Source organism: Acinetobacter sp. AR_0276 (assembly GCF_003000705.1).
In the GTDB taxonomy this organism is placed as follows: Bacteria; Pseudomonadota; Gammaproteobacteria; order Pseudomonadales; family Moraxellaceae; genus Acinetobacter; species Acinetobacter nosocomialis.
The window spans coordinates 2,420,712-2,441,722 of the sequence record NZ_PSQO01000004.1 but is presented as its reverse complement, the minus strand read 5'-3'; the positions used below and the strand labels follow the sequence as shown (position 1 = coordinate 2,441,722).

The following is a 21,011-nucleotide window of genomic DNA, read 5'->3' as shown; positions in this document are numbered from 1 at the left end:
TGGCCAGCAAGCAAAGGATAATGTGCAATATTTAAGGTGTCAATGATCTATCGACTAAGTCGTAAAGTGATTGTTATTGTTTTTCATTAGATTAATTCTTTAAACTAACCATTAGGTAAATTTAAGGATGATTCAGTGTTTCGGTTAAAGTGTCTTGGTGGTCCACTGTATGGACAAGAATATTCTCATGCTCAGGATGAGTTTATTTTTAAAGACAAACAGACAGGAAAGCAGACGCGTTATCGAAAGCAGGCTTTAAACTTCACCCCACCCCAAGAGTTCTTTATAGCAGAGTCAATTTCTACAACCGTAGCCTACAATCTTGCATTGCAATTAATGAAACGCTATTGAGACCTTTTAGTAATACAAAGACATACTATTAACTAACCAATAATGAGTGATTTTCTAGCACTTGATTCAGTCCATAATAAATTTATAATCCAGTAGAATGCTTCACAGTACTACAAGTTTAGTCCAACAATTATAACTCTAAGCTACATTTTGATTTTGACTACTTTTCACCCAAAACATCGCAAGTCGGTATAGAATCATCATAAGTCGGTACATAAATGGAGTGCAGTTTAACACCTAACACCCCTCTACAAATGCTCATAATTCACTCTCAAGTTAAGCTAAATCATTTTTAAATTATAAGTAGTTACGACTTATAATATATGCACTTCTTTTAAAATGAATAAGTGAACTTGATTACATGGCAACTTCAGCTAAAAAAAATGCTAAGGCTAAACAAGAAACCACATCTACGAGTAACATCAAAAAACTTATTGGCTTAATTGACCAACTTGAAGAACATATTATTAAAAGACATAAATTTCCCTATGGTTTGCCATCAGCCTATGCCGAACACTACAAAGCTTATTTACCCGAACAAATGGAACCTATCAGTGAAGAAATGACGGATAATGACCGAAAGTGGTTTTATGAACAGCTTGATCAAGGCTTATTAAAAGAATCGCCAGAACAAAAGGCTCTCCGTCAACAGGCATGGAGATTACCCCCACCATTACTTCGAGGTAAATCGGAAATTTACATCTACATTCCCGAAGAGGACCGACTTGCCCGACACTATGGCGAAATCGCGACTGAAATTCGTAAATTCAAAAACTTGGTATCAACTAAAACCAGAATATTCAAAAAAACAGCACAACAAGCTGAGAAACATTTTGAAGAAGCATTTCGTCTCTACTCCAAACATTATGATTGTTCTTTCTATATCTACACGCTACCAGAAGATATCTATAAACAGATTAGGCAATCTCAATTAGCCCGAAACAGCCATAAAAAATCCCAGAGGGTAAAAAAAACTTACCTCTCACTTGTTCAACGTTTTATTACCAGTAATCAAAAAACTTACTCAAGTATGGATACGGTTCTAGGAGCCATTGAGCAGCAAGCTATCTCAAAAATTCCAGAATACCTCACTCAAGAATACAATGCTGAAATAGAACATTGTTTACGAAAAAAAGAAGAAGCTGAATATTTTCTTTTTGCAGCTCGAAATGATCTATCTACAGCTGAAGTCAAAGAAATTGAAGAATATGGTAAAAAAACTGTAATCATACAAGCTCAGAACCGTGATCAACCCCTAACTTCTTTTGCAGGTCGCCCTATCGAACGTTATAAGGAAATAAGAGTATTTTATCAGAAAAAGATTTCTGCCTTAGAAACTCAAAAAAGTAAAATTAGAACCGACGATCAGAGAATGAAGTTACTGAATAGCGCTAAATCTTGGTTAAAGGAAAGCGAGCCAAGCCTATATGATGCGCTGAACATTTTTATAGAAAAGAAAGGTAGAAAACTTTAGAATTCCCCTCCCACCCCAATAAAAATCCGATCACTCACATAGTTTATTTAGAGCCTGTTAGTTCTACACTGACATGCTCTTAAAAAAAATTAATAAATTTTTAAAAGAGTAATAATTACAATGAAATTTCTATATTTTAAAGATTTTAAATACATATATATCAGTAGCTTAAATAAATTCTTCGCAGATTTTTAGAGGGTGCTTAATTTTTTTCTAGAATTTCCCTTATGCAATCAAGCATACAAAACTTGCTACATAAGGAACCAATATGACCAACTCAAACCTAAGCCAGCAACACATCAAATTAATAAGTACATTCAATTGGAAGCTTAGCAATTTACGGGTGTGGGTCACCCGGAGAATAGCTCAACGAAGCCATTTAAATGCTGCATAACGCAGGACATCACAACTTTTAAAAAGTCCTCGTATTACCGTCATTTTTTGGTAGAGCATTCTCGAAGTAAAGTGCAATCGGCTTTTCGGTTTAAATACAATTGTAATAAGTAATATTAGATATATGTAATTAATCTACTAGATACTTATTGTCATAAGCAGTGTGCCTTAGCAAATACTGCTTATAGATTAGATTGATTTAATTGTGTATCCATTTGAGATGAATACACTCCAGATAGATTAGCCAATATCCACTCTACGCCTACCCTAATGGACATTTCTAAACGATGTCCATAGGGAGAGCATTTACCTCATGACGCCTGATACGTAATTAATTATTTGTATGTAGGTATACTATGAAATCTCTGAACAACACAGCTAAACCAATTCTTCCACCTATCGCACAGTTCTCAGTTGCAGATAGAGATGCATTCCTAGAACAGCTCAAGGAAGATTTTTCAACTCATGAGTACATGACAGAAAACGGTAAGATTAAAATATTCAAAACGAGTATAAACCCTGAAGTTGAAAAAATGCTCAGTCGTGTTGAGTTCATCAAGTATTTTGAGAAAGAGCGCCCAATCGCTACTCTTAAATCTGTTCAAAGTTTTAAGGGCAAAGAGCAACTACGTGTTGAATATGCGAAGGATATTCCACTTTTGCTTAAGTGCCAGCTTACAACAATCTTTGTGTCTGCTCGCTCTGGCAATTACAAGATGGGCATAGAGTTACAGGCCTTTAAGGATTCATTCTTAGAACTTTCAAAGGAAGAACAATATACCCTTTATGAATTTTCTCTGATCAATCAGTGTTACACATCTGAACAGGCTCAGGCTTATGTTGCAGCTTTAATTAAATTTCAGAAGTTGTTTGCAATAAGAATGAGTAGTGCCTCAATTCGTAAACAACTTTCGAATCGTGCTAGTAATCGACGCCGTTCTAAAGAGCGTTGTGTTGAGCTTGTAGAGACTCTACTCAAGATCCATTCTCGAATCCTTGTTGTTCGAGTAGATCTAGGATTAATACGCGATCCAGCTAAGCTTCAACAGCTTGCTATCTCAACTGATTTTGCTCAGGCTGAACATGATAGTGAGTTTCTGCAAGAGTCTTTTATTCGGTTCTATGATGCATCTAAGCATAATCAGCTTAAGCAAGCGCTCGGGTATATCCTGCGTATTGAACACACCCCAACCAAGGGATTCCATGGACATCTTTATTACTTCTTCAATGCCAATGACCATCGTGAGGACATCACGTGGGGGCAATATATTGCTGAGAAATGGAGGGTTGCTACAAACAATCTTGGGACTGCTTTTATCTGCAATATGAAGAAAGATGAGTACCGCTATCGTGCCTTAGGCATTTTGGAGTATACCGACCATGAAATGCTTAAGAATCTCAAGGCTACGTTTGACTACATATGCAAAAATGATCAGTACTTCGCCTTTACTAATGGAGAACAAATTCGGAGCTTCCGAACAAGCCAAATACCAAAAGTTCCTGCTACCAAACTTGGCCGTCCACGCAAGTTCGAGCAACTTAACCTACTAGACTCTGATCAGTCAGATGATGCTGAAGTAGGAGGACAGTAACATGACTAAGTACGCATCAGATGCTTTACTTGCAGCTACACATTCGTCATGCAGCATTCAACCTATTTGGGCTTACGATCTGATTGGTTCTGAGAAGTCAGCAAAAGCTCTTGGGGGATCAAAAACTACGAGCATGTTTGCAAAACAAAAGTCTCAAAATAGTAATCAGGCATTATCTCTCAGTAAACCTGTTGAGTTGATTAGGTCAGTATATCCATTAGTGACAGGCTCCCCTGTCACTAATGGGATGTTATCTGTTCGGCTAAAGCCAGAGAATGAATTGTTTATTCAGTTTATTAAACAGATAGGGCCTATGCTCAATGGTGGGATTTACTGTAACGATCAGTACTTTTCGTATCAAATTATGGGCTATCAATATACGCTCATCACGAGACAGTTCAATGAGGAGTTAATGGCGTGGAATGCAGAGCAAGTTCGCACTGAAGAGTTATTTGATTTAACAATGAAGGCTCTATACAAGAACTATGCAGGCTTCGAGATACATGAGCTATATCTGCCAATACTATTTACGCTTTCGACGAATGCAACAACGTATTCTAAACAGCAATATTTAGATCAGCAGAAGAAAGAGATGATTGCCCTTTTCATTAATGAAGGCGGTAATAATGATGTTGTTGCGGTATTTTCAAAATGGGAACTTACGCCCCAAGGACAATTAGCACTCAGACTAGTGTTCTTACTAGAACGTCAGTTTATAAATGATCCTGTTGGTTGGTCTGATGAGAATGCTTTCACAGCCTTACATGGTAATTTGGAGAGCCTTTTTAATTGCAAAGCATATCCTGTATCTATGCCATTAAATGGGTTTATGCAAACCAATCGTTTTTTAAAAAACGATCCAAAGTGTAAAGACCTTATTAAGTTGCTCAAAACGTATCTGGTTGGCACCGATACAATCCTTCGAATCTGGGATACACAGTCCAGTTTTGATGTGTTGTTTTCCAAGTTTACAACCAACTAGCTAAGAGGCTATTTCACAATGGGTGTATTCCAGTTAAATACCGCTGACTACCTATTCATGAAATATCGCTCTATGACTGTTGAACTTATGACGGTAGTACAAGAATATTACCCTCATTTAAGTAAGGCGGAAGCGCTGAGAAAGGCAAATAATCAAGAATTTCCTTTCTCAGTCTTTAAAATAGATCCAAGCAAACGTGCACCATTTCTGGTACACGTTCAAGACTTGGCTGGTATTTTAGACAAAAAGTATTCTGAAGCTGCTAAAGACTTTGCTACGTTTCATCAATGAGGCGTAGCACCTCTTCCAATTGAATTACATTCCGCCTTGACTTCACAGAAACATAACGCTGTAAGCTACCCCAAGAATCATGCAAACTTACTTTCTGAATTTCAGGTATTGTAAAACTTTGTTCTGCAATTCTCGTACAACCTTCATGTCTTAAATCATGAAAGTGCAAATCCTCAATTCCCAATATTTTACAAGCATCACGAAACTCTTTTCCTATGGTTTTCGGATTCAAAGGCAATAGAAGTTGATCATCATACCCTAATTGGAGCATACGGCTTCGAACTTCATTATCTAACAAAAGTTCAATTATTCTTTTACATGGTTCCAACACTTCAAAAGACTTATGATTGCCTTTTGAACCATTCGGATTTTTCAAATCATGAACTTTCCATGAAGAATGGTAAGAGTCATAATCTTGCAGCCATAAGCGTGTTAACTCTGCTTCACGTCTGCATGAAAAAATTGCAAACCAAATAATTAAATGCATTGGATACTTAGTGCCGTATTTATTTAATTTCCAACGCTCAGCAAAAAGTTTTGTTAAAGCAATTAACTCTTCATTTGTAGGAAGTCTATCTCTCACTTTGCTAGACGAAATTTGGCGAGTTTTTCTAAGCTGTGCTGTAGCTTTATCGAAGCTACTTAAATCAACTTCCATACCCCACATAACAGATGCATGAGATAGAACACCTCTAATATGTAAAAGCTCATGCTGCTGTGTACTTGTTGCAATAGGGTCTAAACCAAGATTAGGCACGCCTCTTCGTCTTAGAGCAACATGCTCAGCCAAATGTATTGAATGTATTTTTGTGATAATATTGCGCGCGATTGGCAACTTCTTAATTAAGAGTAGAGAATAGCGTTTCGTCCTTCCGTACTCGCTCCCAACTTCATCCAAATATTTATCAATGGCATCTGACAAAGTTAGGTCAATCAGTTGTTCTTTGCCAAGTAATATATCTGGATTTTCTTGAATCTCGACTTCTCTTTTTTTAAGCCAGTTCTCTGCCACTTTTTTTGAATGAAATGTTTTGCTTTCAGAATAAGCTGGATAGCCCTTTTTATTGATCCGGATAGCAGCTCGGTAACTAACACTTCCATCTGCACCTTTTCTGGCAGTAATTGACCCCATAAATTTACACCATGAACCATTTCCTCCATTATGGTGTAAATTTTGGTGTAAATGCAAACCGATTGACGCAGCTAAACATGAGTTCTCACAGATTCAAACAGGTTGCAAAACACTGATTAAAGGTATGATTTTTAATGACTATTAATAAAACCATTGAAACTATTAAATCTCCAAGAATCAGTGTAGCTCCAATGATGGACTGGACTACAAAGGATTACCGATTCTTTGCACGGTTGTTTAACCCAAACGTTGTGCTGTATACCGAAATGGTGACAACAGGCGCGATTTTATTTGGCGATGCAAAACGCCAGTTGGACTATAACGCTCAAGAACACCCAATCGTACTGCAACTCGGTGGTTCAAATCCTCAAGAGCTTGCCACTTGTACAAAAATGGCTGAAGACTGGGGCTATGATGAAGTCAACCTGAATGTAGGCTGCCCAAGTGACCGTGTACAGAACAATAAAATCGGCGCATGTTTAATGGCAGAGCCAGACTTAGTTGCTGAATGTATTCATAGCATGCAAAAAGCGGTCAATATTCCGGTAACGGTTAAGCACCGTATTGGTATTGATGACATGCAGTCTTACGAAGAAATGCTGCACTTCGTAGATACCGTTGCGGCAACGGGCTGCACACACTTTGTCGTCCATGCCCGTATTGCGATATTAAAAGGTTTATCTCCGAAGGAAAACCGAGAAGTACCACCGCTACGCTATGAAGATGTTTACCGTTTAAAGCAAGAACGCCCGCACTTAACAATTGAAATTAACGGCGGAATTAAAACTTTTGCCGAAACTCAAGCTCATTTACAGCATGTTGATGGCGTGATGATTGGTCGTGAAGCCTATCACAACCCTTATCTACTTGCTGAGCTTGGCCAACTTTGGAATTTAGAAGCACCAGACCGTTTCGATATCATGGAACAGATGTTGCCTTATATTGAACAACGTATGGCGGAAGGTGCGCCACTCTCTATCATTACGCGTCATATTTTAGGTTTATTTCAAAACCTACCGGGTGCCCGTAAATGGCGTCAAGCATTAAGCGGTGGAAATGCAAAAACTTTAGCTGATGTCGAGAATGCTATTCGAAACATGCAAGCTGCGATTATTCGTACTGAAGAATATGTGAAAGAGCATCAGGCTTAAGCCCACTCAGCCTTCTTAAATTGTAAGAAAATGTGGCATTTTAAATCAGAGACTTAGATTTTGAGTATATTCGCAAATGTCGGCTCGAAATATTCAAATTTAAGCTCTGATTATTTATTTATACTCAATAATATCAGTTACTTAAATTTTACTAGTTTTAGCCACTATTTTAACTAGGCTATTTTTTCGCAGTCAGAAATAAAAACTGGAAAAAAGATACGTTATTACATAACATAAACAAAACTTTTAAGTTTGGGCAATTAGTATCTCTGAACGCCACAGGTAGGTGGTGATTTTCTAAATACGGATATAGGTAGTACGGGTAGAGATTTCACGATGATTATTTATGACGGACAAGTAGCTGATAACTATATGTATCAGGATTCAAATCAGGCAGCGATTGTTGTATCACACAGCACACCAAGCCTTCCTTATCCCTTCACCATGAAACCCAACAATCACCGCACTGAAAGTAATACCCCTCCAGCCATTGATGTAGAAAAATTCGTAGCAAAATTAGAAAGTGTTACTTCTAGACGCAGCAAAGCTCGTTGTGCACGTAGCATTCGTCTTGCACTTGAATCTGCTGGTGCCGATGTTGAAAACCACCCAATTGCAGCATCTGATTGGGGCGATACCCTGAAAAAGATTGGCTATAAAGAAATTAACCCAGCTTTTGATGAGCCTCAAGAAGGCGACATTTACATCATTCACAGAACTCGCAACCATGTTTATGGTCACATCGCTGGTTACACAGGAAGTGAATGGGTTTCAGACTTCAAACAAAGCAGTTACGACGTCTATAAAGATGACAACGTCACCTATACTTACTACAGATTAGGTTAATTTACTGCTTTTTAAGATTGAAACATTTGATGAATTTGCTCGGCACAATGCTGAATCATTTCATCCTGATCTTTTCTATAAACCAAGAAAACTTCTGAGAATGACAAATCATCTGCCAAAGGTAATAGCTTTACCTGATTAGGTAAAATTTGTTTGAACTCTTCAGGAACTATACTGATTCCCAAATTTGCAGCGACCAATTGTAACTGCGAAACCTTACGTGACAGAATGGGGGCTTTTTGTGAAGTAAATCCTGCAGCTAAACACAGATTTGCGACCAAATAACTTAAGCCCCCTCTGTCAGCATGAGCTGTAGTTACAAAACACTCATCTTTCAAGTCTTTTAAATAAACCTTTTCTGCTTTAGCAAATTTGGCATGCTCGGTATGCACAGCCACCATTAAAGGCTCTTCATATAACTTAAGAATGCTCATCTCATCTAGTGTGTGCCGAACGGGAGGTCTAATAAAACCAATATCAATTTCACCGTTCATTAAAGCTAAGATTTGCTGCTCGGATGACAAGGTATTGATCTCAAAACTCAGCTGCTGCGTTAAGCTAACTTCTTTTAATATTTGTACCTTTTTATGATCCATAACAATGCTACTTGAATGAGCAATTTTAATCTGGCGGTTTTTCCCTTCCGAAACACTCTTGGCAAGATCAATAATTTCATTTAAGTAGAGCAAATTATCTTTTATTTTCTTATAAAACACTTCTCCCGCTGCCGTGAGTTTTACCCTTTTATCAGTGCGATCAAATAACTGAAAACCTATCTCTTCTTCTAATAGCTTCATTTGTCGACTTAAAGCAGACTGAGCAATAAATAGTTTTTCCGAAGCAGCGGTAAAACTCCCTTCTTCAACAATTTTTATGAAATATTGGAATTGTTTTAATGTGAGCATTACCATCTCAAAATTAGATCATTTGGTCTATTTTCTATATTAGATTAGATAGATTCCCTTCGCTAGAATTTTATTAAGACCATTCACTTGATTGAATTCTTCATGAAATATTTAAAAGGTTTCGCAATATGCACCATCGTTATTTTAATTTTATGGTGCTTTAAATTTTATGATCAGCAGCTACCTACACAGCCACAGCAAGACCACATAGAGCTGTACGATTAAATAGTTTCTCTCAAAAATAAAAGGCATGTACTCTCACCTAAGCGCATGCCTTTTCAATATTTAAATTAGGCTTTCTTTAAATCGAGTTTTTTCAAAACTTCGGCCACAGCAATCATGGCAAAGCTTGAAGTCACTACTACTGCTGAACCATAGCCACCACAGCGCAACCCTGCCGATGGGCAGACATCCGCACTAGAAAACGGATTGTCGATAGAATAAATACAGGTAATGCCAAATTTCTCTTTTGGCTTTTTACATATGCCGCGAGCACGAAGCTGACTACGTAACTTCGCTAACATTGGGTCTTGCTCTGTTTTTGATAAATCAGCCACACGGATTTTAAGTGGATCGAGCTTACCACCTGCCCCACCCGACACAATCAAAGGAATTTTATTAAAACGACAATGGAGCATTAAAGCCAGTTTTGCTTTAACGTCATCGATGCAGTCCAAAACAATATCTGGTATAGGGTTTAAAAGCTCTGCGACATTCTCTGGTGTTAAGAAGTCATCAATAATATTAACTTTAATACGTGGGTTAATTTGGCGACAACGCTCCGCCATAATCTCAACTTTTTCACAGCCCAGAGTAGAGGTCATTGCAGGTAGCTGACGGTTCACATTTGATGCCGCAACCACATCCATATCGACTAGTGTGATCTCGCCAATACCTGTACGTGCTAAAGCTTCTACCGCCCAACTGCCAACCCCACCAATACCAATCACCATCACATGACTTTGTTCATAGTGCTGGAACGATGAATCACCATAAATTTTGGCTACACCTGCAAAACGGCGGTCATATTCATCATTTTCTGGTAAATCGGACATGGAACTGGCTTTCTCTAAAAAATCAAACTATATATTTTACTGTTTTTTAAGTAGAGCGTCTTGCCGCTCTTACAAATAAAAATACCCAGTAAAATTGAAATAATTGAATTCTACCAACTTACTTTTATTTCAAAGCAAAAATGAAGTTAATTTCAACAGATGCATTTTTTGGAAGTTGATATACACTGACCGATGTACGTGTATGCCGTCCCGTATCTGAACCCAAAATTTCATAAAGTATTTCAGATGCTCCATCAGCAACTTCGCTTTGCTGTATAAACGATGAAGTTGAATGAACAAATACATTCATTTGTAAAACTTTTCCAATAACATCTAAAGTACCATAGTGCTGTTTTAAAATTGCTAAAGCTCTCATGGTGCTAATACTTGCAGCAAGCTGTGCATCTGACAAATCAACATCTAATCCAACTTTTCCACAAATCTGTACCGTATCTCCCACTCTCGGAATTTGACCACTAATAAATACAAGTCCAGCGTGTTCAATTAATGAGGTATATTTACCTCCTATTTTTATATCCCCTGAAAAATCATATCCCAATCGAGATTCAACTTTTAAAAATAATGTATCTCTATCCATAATTGCTTCTTCTTATAACAAAAATTATTTCATTTATATTTAGCTTATCCAGTAAACAAAGACAATAAAAAAGCCTCATGAATATGAGGCTTTTTTTATGTAACTCTTGAAAGATAATCTTTTTATGACGCAATCAAATTCCGCAGCACATAATGCAAAATACCACCCGCCTTAAAGTACTCAACCTCATTTAACGTATCAATTCGACATAACACATTAAAGTGGCTGGCTACTCCATTTGGCCCTTTCACATCAACTTCAAGAATTTCATGAGGCTGAACGCCATCCGATAAACCACGAATCGAAATGACTTCATGACCGGTTAAGTTAAGCGACTGTCTGGTTTGACCATCAACAAACTGTAATGGCAACACGCCCATACCCACCAAGTTTGAACGGTGAATACGTTCAAAACTTTCGGCAATGACAGCTTTAACACCTAACAAGTTCGTTCCTTTGGCAGCCCAGTCACGTGAAGAACCTGTTCCATATTCTTTACCAGCAATAATCACAAGCGGTGTATGTTCTTGTTGGTAACGCATCGCCGCATCATAAATGGCAAGTTTCTCGCCACTTGGTACATGAATGGTATTACCACCTTCTTCACCTCCGAGCATTTCGTTTTTAATACGAATGTTGGCAAAGGTACCTCGCATCATGACTTCATGGTTACCACGTCGTGAACCATAAGAGTTGAAGTCTTTTGGCTCAACACCTTGTTCTTGTAAATATCGACCTGCCGGACTGTCTTTTTTGATATTACCCGCTGGTGAAATATGGTCGGTGGTTACCGAGTCACCTAGCACTGCCAAAATACGTGCCTGTTCAATATTTTTAATTGGTTTTGGTGGCTCACCAATGCCTTCAAAGAACGGCGGATGGCGAATATAAGTCGAGTCATCAGCCCATTCGTAAGTTTTACTTTTTGGAATCTGAATCGCTTGCCAGCTTTCATCACCATCAAACACCGCAGCATATTCTTTGTGGAACATGTCGGTATTTACTTTTTGTAAGACGGCATCAATTTCTGCCTGACTTGGCCAAATGTCTTTTAAGTAAACAGGTTGCCCATCTTTACCTTGCCCAATTGGTTGAGTCGTTAAATCGGTACGGATATTCCCAACTAAACCATAAGCAACTACAAGGGGTGGTGAAGCAAGCCAGTTGGTTTTAACCAATGGATGCACACGCCCTTCAAAGTTACGGTTACCCGAAAGTACAGATGCCACGTTTAGATCATGACACTGAATTGCATCTTCAATTGGTTCAGGTAAAGGACCCGAGTTACCAATACACGTTGTACAACCATAACCTACCAAGTTATAGCCTAACTCATCTAAATACGGGGTAAGTCCAGCAGCCAATAAATAGTCGGTTACGACTTTAGAACCAGGTGCAAGTGAACTTTTTACCCACGGTTTACGCTGCAAGCCTTTTTCAATGGCTTTTTTAGCAAGTAAACCTGCCGCCAGCATTACACTTGGGTTAGAGGTATTGGTACATGAAGTAATCGCTGAAATGACGACATCGCCATGATTTAATGGATATTCCTGCCCTTCAATCACACAAGACGGGCTTTCATGCTGAATATTGGCTTTGGTCGCTTCTACAGCCGTACCACCACCGCCTTCATTTTCCAAACGCTCTTTAGCTTCTTTGGCTGGCTTAAGTGTTAGCTCCATGAGCGCATTAAACGTTTTTGGTACTTCTGATAAAAGCACACGGTCTTGAGGGCGTTTTGGACCTGCCAAACTTGCCTGAACCGTACTCATATCTAAACTTAAGGTATCTGTGAAAACAGGTTCATCACCCGGATTACGCCATAAGCCTTGTGCCTTGCTATATGCTTCAACCAGTGCAATACGGTCACTTTGACGGCCAGTTAATTTCAAATAACCCAAAGTCACTTCATCAATTGGGAAGAAGCCACAAGTTGCACCATATTCAGGTGCCATGTTGGCAATGGTCGCACGGTCAGCAAGTGGTAAGTCGGCTAAGCCATCGCCATAGAATTCTACAAATTTACCTACCACACCTTTTTGGCGAAGCATTTGAGTAATGGTGAGTACCAAGTCGGTTGCCGTAATTCCCTCTTGTAATTTTCCGGTCAGTTTAAAACCGATCACTTCAGGAATAAGCATAGAGATAGGCTGACCCAACATGGCAGCTTCTGCTTCAATACCACCAACACCCCAACCTAAAACCCCTAAACCATTAATCATAGTGGTATGTGAGTCTGTACCTACTAATGTGTCAGGGAAAGCAAAGGTTTGACCACTGTCTTCACCTAGCCACACCGCTTGAGCCAAATATTCTAAATTGACCTGATGGCAAATACCGGTACCCGGTGGCACAACACTAAAGTTATTAAATGCAGATTGTCCCCAACGCAAAAATTGATATCGCTCGCCATTACGCTGCATTTCAATTTGAACGTTTTCTTCAAAAGCCTGATCATCGGCAAAATAGTCCACCATCACGGAGTGGTCAATGACTAAGTCTACAGGTGATAAAGGATTAATTTTTTCAGGGTCGCCGCCCGCTTGTGCCATTGCAGCACGCATTGCAGCCAAGTCAACAACTGCCGGAACACCGGTAAAATCTTGCATTAAAACCCGTGCAGGTCGATATTGAATTTCCTGATCGGAAGTACGGGTTTTTAGCCACTCAGCTAAAGCATAAATGTGTTCTGTTTTAACACTGTGCTGATCTTCAAACCGTAATAAGTTTTCCAACAGTACTTTTAATGATTTCGGCAGTTTGGCAATGTCACCTAGCTTTTTCTCGGCTTGGGTTAAGCTAAAAATCTGATAATTGCTGGAACCTACTGTTAGCGTCTGTAGAGCATTAAAACTATTGATATTGCTATACTTAGCCATTGGGTTATCCTCCCATGTCTGGCAATGTTATTTTTCACGTTTTTACATGTTGTTTTCTTACTTTAAGCTTCTTTTTTCATCGCTGTGTTTTGTTTTAGTTACTATTTCTAATCTTTGATTTTTATTACGATAATTTCAATGCTGATAGTGAGTTTTTCCATAGCAAATCAGCTAAATCTGACTCGGCTATATTTAAATTTTCGGCCAAACTTTTGAGTACATAAGGTAAGTTCACAGGCGTATTGCGGGTCCGCTGCTCAGTTGAAGTTTGACAGCAAAGCGGGGTCATATCAGGACAGTCTGTTTCAATCACTAAATGCTCTGCACCTATAGCCTGTACCACAGTATGAAGCTTTTTCGCATTCGGGTTAGTCACTTGTCCCGTCACACCAATTTTAAAACCAAGCTTAATTAGACCTTTTGCCTCTTCCACTCCACCACTAAAGGCATGAGCAATTCCGCCGAGTTTAAACTTATGTGCTTTTAATATTGCTAATACGTCCCCGTGTGCTTTTCGAATATGAAGTAATACTGGCTTTTGGTAGTGAGTTGCCAAATCTAACTGGTCGGCAAAATACTGTTTTTGCTTGGTATATATATCAGGCTGCTTATGTTCTTTCAAAAAAGTGTCGAGGCCAATTTCACCCACTGCCACGCAGTCTTCTTGCTGCAAAATTTGTTCAAGATGAGAAAGATGCTCTGGCCTATGTTGCTCAATATAAAACGGATGCAACCCTGGCGCTAAATAAGAAGTGGGCACATTCTCCCACTGCTTGAGCTGATGATGAGTGTGTACCAAATCATCAAAACGTGACTGTAAAAAGCCAATTAACACCAAAGCATCCACACCCACTTTTTTAGCCTCAAGTGCTAACTGCTGCCGATCTTCATCAAAATCGGCAACATCGAAATGGGTATGGGTATCAAACAAATGCATTAGCTAGCACTTTTTTCGGCAGGTGTCGAAGCTGGTTTAGCTTTCGGCTGCGGCAAATATTCTTCTTTCAATACATCTTGTAATTGGTCGTATGGAATAACTAAACGAGGCAACCCCACAACATAAGGACCAATTTCATATTCGCCATATTGAAGAATCAAGCCCTGATCACCGAGCAAGAAGTTTTCAGTGAGTTTAAATGGCCAAGCTTGTTCATATTCACTCACACTATTGGCAAGTTTTGAGTCAGTCACCCAAGCTTTAAACGCCTCATGTGCTAACTTTTCTAAAGCCGCTTTTTTCTCTGGACGCAGCAAGTTTTCAAGTTTAACTTGCTTTTCCTCTTTTAAATCAAAATTGTAATAGTGCTGTGCAGCCGAACCATGTGCCCCGCCCAAATAGCTACTACTGTTAACCACAACAGTTACGACCTTACCTTGCGACTGTATAATTTTAGGTTTTACTAAAAGATTAATCTGATGATTACTACTTAACTCTTTTAGTTCCTTGTCTAAACCAATAAATGAATTTGCATAGCGCTGAACCTGAACATCGAAACTATCTTGTTGGTCAGCAGCAGCAACTCCCGAAGCTTCTGTCTTTTTATCAGCTTTTGCTGTTTTTGCATCTGGTTCTGCAATTTCAAGAATCTGTCCGAGTGCTTTTAAAACTTGTTGATCAATAATCTTATCAATAAATGGATAGTTACTTTGCAAGCGCTCTACAGTAAATTCAGGGCAAGTCTTACCACTACAGTCTGGCAAAACCACCTTACTTTGAACTGTTTCCCCTTTTAAAGTCAGTTCCACAGGCTTTTGCTCAACCACTGCTGGCTTTTGCTGATCTTTCGACTCTTTAGGATCACTTTTAGGCTGACATGCCACTAAAAATAGTGCAGAAGCAAGTAGCGTTAAACGTAGCGAGGCCTTAGAAGTTAACATCATATTTTGCCTTTATTCTGAGAAGATTATGCATAACTCATATGAAGTTAGCGCATCTATAAGTAGGTTGCAAATTCTGCTACCAACTTAAAACATTTGTTCATAAACCTCAGGTTGTAATATTTTTTTGGTTTGTTCTGTCGTTAAATAAATATCGAGCTGAGGCGCATCTTTGGTAATCTGATTTGCCTGATAATGTAGACCTACACCCTCACCATCAAAGAACCAGTCGGCCTGTCCCCAATACAAAGTTTTTGGTGCGTCTTTTTTAACGTCAGCATTTTGTTTTTTCAGCCAATCCTGATACGCAGTTTGCACGATTTGATGCACAGTGGTTTGCTGATCTTTTTGAAGTACATCAAGCAAAGTTAAGCTTTTATGCAATTTACGATCAGCCACGAAAAAATAATAACGATCTTTTATGGTGATCTCTTCTTGTTTACTATCCAAAGCCAGTTGTAGTAATACATATTGATTACGCTGCGAGGCAATGCGTGTATGAATGTGTAATTCATAGGCACGGTTTTTAGAATATTTATCTTGCCATTCGTCTGACTTTTTAACGTAAGCATCAACTGCTTGTTGCAGGTTCAAATCTTTTTTCAAATTAATTTGAGTCTGAATGACTTTCGCCTGATTTTTTTCGATCCAGCTATTTAACCACGCATCTTGGGTTTTTATAGTTTGAATGTCGACATCAATACAGTTTTTCTTTTCACAAAAAGGCACTGCATAATTTGCCTTGGTTTCAGTCAAGTTTAAGTAAGGTAAAACCTCTGCCTTTTCAGTAGCATGCTTTTGGGCAGAAGCTATATTTTTTTCAGAAGATGATGAGGACTGAGTGCTTTTCCAGACAAATGCAGAAATAGCAGAGATTAGTGTTACGGCTGCAACTACAAGCGCAATAATTGCCTTCTTACTCAAATTCATTTCATCATCCTTTCTTATTTTTCAAAACAAAACAGCTTCTGTTCGAAGCTGTTTGTCACATTTATATGCTTAGTGTTCACGTGTACTACGGAACTCAATATCAGGCCAACGCTCTTGCATAATCTGCAAGTTTACTCGGCTAGGAGCAAGATACGTTAAGTGACCGCCGCCATCAATTGAAAGTTGGTCATGTGCTTTTTTCTTGAACTCATTAAGAATCTTGTCATCATCACAATGAATCCAACGCACAGTATTTACACTTACTGGCTCGTAAACACAGTCAACTTTATATTCTTCTTTCAAGCGGTAAGCAACAACGTCAAACTGAAGCACACCAACCGCGCCTACGATCAAATCATTGCTAATTTGTGGCATAAACACCTGAGTTGCACCTTCTTCAGACAACTCTTTCAAGCCTTTTTGCAATTGTTTTGACTTTAATGGATCTTTCAAACGTACACGGCGGAACATTTCTGGCGCAAAGTGTGGAATACCAGTGAAGTGTAAGTTTTCACCGCTAGTGAAAGTATCACCAATCTGGATGGTACCGTGGTTGTGTAAACCAATAATATCGCCCGGCCATGCTTCTTCTAAGTGCTCACGTTCACCAGCCAAGAAAGTTAAGGCATCACTAATGCGGACTTCTTTACCAATACGCACATGGTTCATTTTCAGGCCTTTTTCGTACTTACCTGAACAAATACGCATAAAGGCAATACGGTCACGGTGTTTAGGGTCCATGTTGGCTTGAATTTTAAATACAAAGCCAGAGAAACCTTCTTCTTTCGCTTCAACCATACGCTCTTGCGTTGGATGTGCTTTAGGTTCAGGAGCCCAGTTCATAAATGCATCGAGAACATGGTCAACACCAAAGTTACCTAATGCTGTACCAAATAGAACAGGTGTTTGTTTACCTTGTAAGAAAAGTTCACGGTCTAATGGTTCGTTTGCCATTTGTACCAACTCAAGCGACTCTTCAAAAGAAGCCCAAGCCAACTCACCTACTTTTTCACGAATATCGGCGTGATCATAGCCATCGCGTACTTCAATATCGGTAATGGTTGAACCAAAACCTGCTTTGTAAACATACAATTTATCTTCAAGAATATTGTATACACCAGCAAAGTCACGACCCATACCAAGTGGCCATGTAATTGGTACACAACGAATATTTAAAACGTTTTCGATTTCGTCTAACAACTCAAGTGGCTCACGAATTTCACGGTCCATTTTGTTGACGAAAGAAATAATTGGTGTGTCACGCATACGACACACTTCCATCAATTTGATGGTACGTTCTTCGACACCTTTTGCACCGTCAATCACCATCAATGCAGAGTCAACCGCGGTAAGCGTACGATAAGTATCTTCCGAGAAGTCTTCGTGCCCCGGTGTATCGAGTAAGTTAATGGTGTGACCTTTATATGGGAACTGCATAACAGACGTGGTGATCGAGATACCACGTTCTTTTTCCATTTCCATCCAGTCAGATGTAGCTGCACGGTCAGATTTACGGCTTTTTACCATCCCTGCAACCTGAATCGCTTTACCCCATAACAACAGTTTTTCTGTCATGGTGGTTTTACCGGCATCGGGGTGGGAAATAATAGCAAATGTGCGTCGTTGAGCGACCTGTGCCGCTAACTCATCTTTAAAACTCATGAAATACACCTACTGCGGAGATTGCAGTGCCAAAGATCTAAAGTCGATCAAAATAAAAATTGGCGTAATTGTAGCAGATTTATAGGTACTGTTTAGAGATTGTTGAGTTGTTGGCCCGTGTTTTCATATTTGAAATAACTTTGCTGAAAATATAAAAATTCGGGCCGTCACACCAATAAAAAAGCCTGTCCAATATAAACAGGCTTTTACGAGTGAACTTAAAAAACTTATGCCAATTTCTTTTCTTCAATAAAATGAACATCGGCAATTTGTGCATCCCAAAACTCAGTCCACAATGCACAATAATCAAGACATAGTTTGGTCAAACTTTCATAATCATCTTTGGTAATCGCTTGTGCTAATGCAAACCACAAGTCATCTTGATGATCATCATCAGCAGCTTCTGCTGTTTCATCTGTTGAGACGCCGTGGACGTGATAATAACCACCACCCTCAACATCAATATTAACAAACTTGGTGGCTTGTCTTAATGGCGGGCTAAAAAGAATAACCTCTTCTTCTGCTACAGCCAATAAAGCCACCACATTCATATAGCTATCATAAGAAGCTTCTAAAAATGTTCTCACCTGATCTGCAATTTTTGAAGGTTTATAATTACGGCGGTCGTCCTCAGACAAACCATAGTCATTTAATAAATCTTCATATAATGGATAATGTGCATATTCAGGGTTTCCTAAATAATAATTATCTTTACCCAAACCTGGTCTAAAACCAAATTCATCTAATATATTTAGGCTTAATAGCACACGTGGAAACATTTTGGCGCCAGAGTGAAGCTTTGGTTCCAATTGCTTTGTTAAAAACTGTGCTTGTAATAAAGCATCAGTAAAAATTTGTACGATGGCATGACGATATTCTAAATGAATACGTGTCAAGGTTTGTTTATCAAGATAACCGTTATTTAATATTTCAATGGCTGGATGATGACTTACTGGTAAATGTGCAATTCTATTCCTTAACTGTTTGATAAATTGTAAGTTTTCTTCCCACTGTTGGGCAGAAATACTATTTTTCATACCTTGTAATGCTTTTTGTCTTGGATTATCAAAGTCTTCAAATTTTTTTGACATAATCATTCTCAATAAAAAGTTTTTCTTATAGTTAAGCTAAGGCTTATCCCTCTATTTCCATTTCGCACTCAATTGCTAAAAGGATAAATTCCATATACCCATACTTAACGAGTCGATATTATGTTTATTATCTCAACAAATCAATGGATTAATTAATATTATTTAAAAAAGTAAACTATTGCCAATAAAAAATATATATTATTGTTTTTTAAAATAAACCAAACTATTGAATAAATATAATTTTTTAAATATCATAAAATAAGTTTTATTTAAGCTTTCATACTTTACAATAGCAAAGTTAATCAAAAAATATCTATGACGGGGCAACCAATGTCAAAAAGAGAAACGATTATAACAACAGCAATGACCCTTTTTAATCAGAAAAGTTATACCTCAATTGGGGTAGACAAAATTATTGCTGAGTCCAATGTTGCAAAAATGACTTTCTATAAGTACTTCTCTTCTAAAGAAGTTTTAATTGAAGAATGCCTTCAGCGAAGAATTTTGGAAGTGCAGGCTTCTTTACTAGAAAAGGTAAACCGCGCACATGATCCGTTAAATAAACTTAAAAATGTTTTTAACTGGTATATAGACTGGATTAACACTGAAGATTTTTATGGTTGTTTATTTAAAAAAGCGACTATAGAAGTTTTACAAATGTATCCATCCATTAAAAGCCAAGTGAACCAATATAGACAATGGATTTACGACTTAGTAGTCTCTATGTTTTTAGAGCTAGAAATTGAAGATCCAACAGTTCTAAGCAGCCTTTTTCTAAATATTATTGATGGACTTATTATTGATGGCACCATTAATAAACCAGAAATTAATGCTGAAAGAACATGGTCTTATATAAATAAACTCATTGAGCTTGAAACAACGCAGAGCTGTGCGGCTGCGTAAATAGATTTAATTATTTATGATGCTATCTCATAAATAAACCTTGTTTTAACCCATACGAAAGCTTGAATACATACTCTTTTACATGAACAGACTTGTTTCATCTTTTTAGCTATATATAGATTAGGCCGTTATGTTTTAAATGCATAGCGGCCTTATTTTATATAAACTCAAGCTTTTCTTAAAAAAAATTTATTAATAAAACTCTAATGTTAGTTAAGCTCATCTATTTAATTAATTAATCACTAAGAAAAATACTTTTTAAAATATATTGCAATAACAGTTCTCTATTATCAGCCTTTGTTTCATCTAGCAGTTGAATAATGGCACCATCAATTACAAATAAAAACATATGAGCATCTTTTTTAGTAGCATCGTTCTTCGCTGTTAAAAGCAATTTATAAACTTCATCAATTAACCATTGACGGTACTGTATAACCACTTGATAGGCTGTAGGGTAAATTTTTTCAATTTCAAAAATAGCTCTAAATGGCAAATAATAATGCCCTTCCAGATTGACATGTAAAAAGAATATTTCCTTTAACTTTTCACGCACCACTAAATCTTTTTGTGTGTAAATAATTGAGAAGACTTTTTCTTTTAAAGCATCTTTTTGAAAATTTAAACTCATTTCAATAAGCCGCTCTTTAGACTGAAAATATTTATAAAACGTGGTTTTGGTCACTTCCGCTTCTTCTACAATGCGGTCTACACCAACGTTGTGAAAACCATGGTCATTAAAAAGATAACGAGATGTATGAAGCACGCTTAACGCGCGAACTGAGAGATCTGAATATGGCATATATGTACCGTTATAAAATAATTTGTTGTTGTGTCTAAATGAGATAAAACAGCCGCAACTTTTGCTCTAAGCAAAAAAAGCATGCAAAGGCCCCAAAGA

The 21,011-nt window shown here is 38.0% G+C and carries 20 protein-coding genes; 9 read left to right on the top strand and 11 right to left on the bottom strand.

The features are described from left to right. Nucleotides 1–135: 135 nt before the first annotated feature. The 5 genes from CSB87_RS12480 (at nt 136) to CSB87_RS12460 (ending at nt 5,083) form a co-directional block, all read left to right on the top strand. Nucleotides 136–351, top strand: coding sequence for a hypothetical protein (locus CSB87_RS12480; protein WP_000489165.1), 216 nt, complete (start codon nt 136–138; stop codon nt 349–351). 361 nt (nt 352–712) lie between these two features. Next, complete coding sequence (locus CSB87_RS12475) at nt 713–1,825, top strand: hypothetical protein (protein ID WP_000235770.1); 1,113 nt, start codon at nt 713–715, stop codon at nt 1,823–1,825. Nucleotides 1,826–2,574: 749 nt separating this feature from the next. Further along, nucleotides 2,575–3,810 (top strand): YagK/YfjJ domain-containing protein, encoded by a 1,236-nt coding sequence (locus tag CSB87_RS12470; protein WP_002062435.1) that lies wholly within the window; start codon nt 2,575–2,577, stop codon nt 3,808–3,810. A gap of 1 nt (nt 3,811) precedes the next feature. Further along, on the top strand, nt 3,812–4,792 hold the full coding sequence (locus CSB87_RS12465; protein WP_004883244.1) for a hypothetical protein: 981 nt from the start codon (nt 3,812–3,814) through the stop codon (nt 4,790–4,792). An 18-nt stretch (nt 4,793–4,810) separates the two neighbouring features. Next, nucleotides 4,811–5,083: a pyocin activator PrtN family protein gene (locus CSB87_RS12460; RefSeq protein ID WP_004883247.1), complete on the top strand. Its 273-nt coding sequence runs from the start codon at nt 4,811–4,813 to the stop codon at nt 5,081–5,083. On the opposite strand, the gene CSB87_RS12455 is transcribed toward CSB87_RS12460, so the two are convergent. After that, nucleotides 5,067–6,215, bottom strand: a complete 1,149-nt coding sequence (locus CSB87_RS12455; protein WP_004883251.1) for a tyrosine-type recombinase/integrase — start codon at nt 6,213–6,215, stop codon at nt 5,067–5,069. The genes CSB87_RS12460 and CSB87_RS12455 overlap by 17 nt on opposite strands. Nucleotides 6,216–6,349: 134 nt before the next feature. Between CSB87_RS12455 and dusA the strand changes: the two genes are divergently transcribed. Together dusA and CSB87_RS12445 are read left to right on the top strand one after the other, a co-directional pair. After that, complete coding sequence (dusA, locus tag CSB87_RS12450) at nt 6,350–7,366, top strand: tRNA dihydrouridine(20/20a) synthase DusA (RefSeq protein ID WP_004883253.1); 1,017 nt, start codon at nt 6,350–6,352, stop codon at nt 7,364–7,366. Between the two features lie 336 nt (nt 7,367–7,702). Further along, entirely contained in the window at nt 7,703–8,212 is a 510-nt protein-coding gene (locus tag CSB87_RS12445; protein ID WP_002050979.1) for a hypothetical protein, read from the top strand. Nucleotides 8,213–8,223: 11 nt separating this feature from the next. Here the strand turns inward: CSB87_RS12445 and CSB87_RS12440 are convergent, their stop codons facing one another. Beyond that, nucleotides 8,224–9,117 (bottom strand): LysR family transcriptional regulator, encoded by an 894-nt coding sequence (locus tag CSB87_RS12440; RefSeq protein WP_006582185.1) that lies wholly within the window; start codon nt 9,115–9,117, stop codon nt 8,224–8,226. A 102-nt stretch (nt 9,118–9,219) separates the two neighbouring features. On the opposite strand from CSB87_RS12440, the gene CSB87_RS12435 reads away from it, so the two are divergent. Next, nucleotides 9,220–9,342, top strand: a complete 123-nt coding sequence (locus tag CSB87_RS12435; RefSeq protein WP_009503237.1) for a hypothetical protein — start codon at nt 9,220–9,222, stop codon at nt 9,340–9,342. A 65-nt stretch (nt 9,343–9,407) separates the two neighbouring features. Here CSB87_RS12435 and CSB87_RS12430 read toward each other — a convergent pair whose 3' ends face one another. The 8 genes from CSB87_RS12430 to CSB87_RS12395 all read right to left on the bottom strand — a co-directional run bounded on the left by CSB87_RS12430 (nt 9,408) and on the right by CSB87_RS12395 (nt 19,210). Continuing rightward, nucleotides 9,408–10,172, bottom strand: coding sequence for a ThiF family adenylyltransferase (locus CSB87_RS12430; RefSeq protein WP_006582186.1), 765 nt, complete (start codon nt 10,170–10,172; stop codon nt 9,408–9,410). A gap of 124 nt (nt 10,173–10,296) precedes the next feature. Next, on the bottom strand, nt 10,297–10,770 hold the full coding sequence (locus CSB87_RS12425) for a RidA family protein (protein WP_006582187.1): 474 nt from the start codon (nt 10,768–10,770) through the stop codon (nt 10,297–10,299). Between the two features lie 122 nt (nt 10,771–10,892). After that, nucleotides 10,893–13,649 carry an aconitate hydratase AcnA gene (gene acnA / locus CSB87_RS12420; protein ID WP_006582188.1) on the bottom strand — a complete coding sequence of 919 codons (2,757 nt, stop codon included), beginning with the start codon at nt 13,647–13,649 and terminating at the stop codon, nt 10,893–10,895. 124 nt (nt 13,650–13,773) lie between these two features. After that, entirely contained in the window at nt 13,774–14,586 is an 813-nt protein-coding gene (locus CSB87_RS12415) for a TatD family hydrolase (protein WP_006582189.1), read from the bottom strand. Beyond that, nucleotides 14,586–15,527: an RsiV family protein gene (locus CSB87_RS12410; RefSeq protein ID WP_017393500.1), complete on the bottom strand. Its 942-nt coding sequence runs from the start codon at nt 15,525–15,527 to the stop codon at nt 14,586–14,588. The genes CSB87_RS12415 and CSB87_RS12410 overlap by 1 nt, the downstream gene beginning before the upstream one ends. 87 nt (nt 15,528–15,614) lie before the next feature. Continuing rightward, the gene (locus CSB87_RS12405) at nt 15,615–16,457 is read right to left on the bottom strand and encodes a hypothetical protein (RefSeq protein ID WP_006582191.1); all 843 of its coding nucleotides are present in this window, start codon (nt 16,455–16,457) and stop codon (nt 15,615–15,617) included. Between the two features lie 69 nt (nt 16,458–16,526). Next, entirely contained in the window at nt 16,527–18,119 is a 1,593-nt protein-coding gene (locus tag CSB87_RS12400) for a peptide chain release factor 3 (protein ID WP_004710644.1), read from the bottom strand. Nucleotides 18,120–18,346: 227 nt separating this feature from the next. Then, nucleotides 18,347–19,210 (bottom strand): hypothetical protein, encoded by an 864-nt coding sequence (locus CSB87_RS12395; protein WP_006582192.1) that lies wholly within the window; start codon nt 19,208–19,210, stop codon nt 18,347–18,349. 330 nt (nt 19,211–19,540) lie between these two features. Here CSB87_RS12395 and CSB87_RS12390 point away from each other — a divergent pair, with 330 nt between their 5' ends. Continuing rightward, nucleotides 19,541–20,113 (top strand): TetR/AcrR family transcriptional regulator, encoded by a 573-nt coding sequence (locus CSB87_RS12390; RefSeq protein WP_002053226.1) that lies wholly within the window; start codon nt 19,541–19,543, stop codon nt 20,111–20,113. A gap of 235 nt (nt 20,114–20,348) precedes the next feature. Here CSB87_RS12390 and CSB87_RS12385 read toward each other — a convergent pair whose 3' ends face one another. Continuing rightward, the gene (locus CSB87_RS12385) at nt 20,349–20,912 is read right to left on the bottom strand and encodes a TetR/AcrR family transcriptional regulator (protein ID WP_106105077.1); all 564 of its coding nucleotides are present in this window, start codon (nt 20,910–20,912) and stop codon (nt 20,349–20,351) included. Nucleotides 20,913–21,011 lie beyond the last annotated feature (99 nt).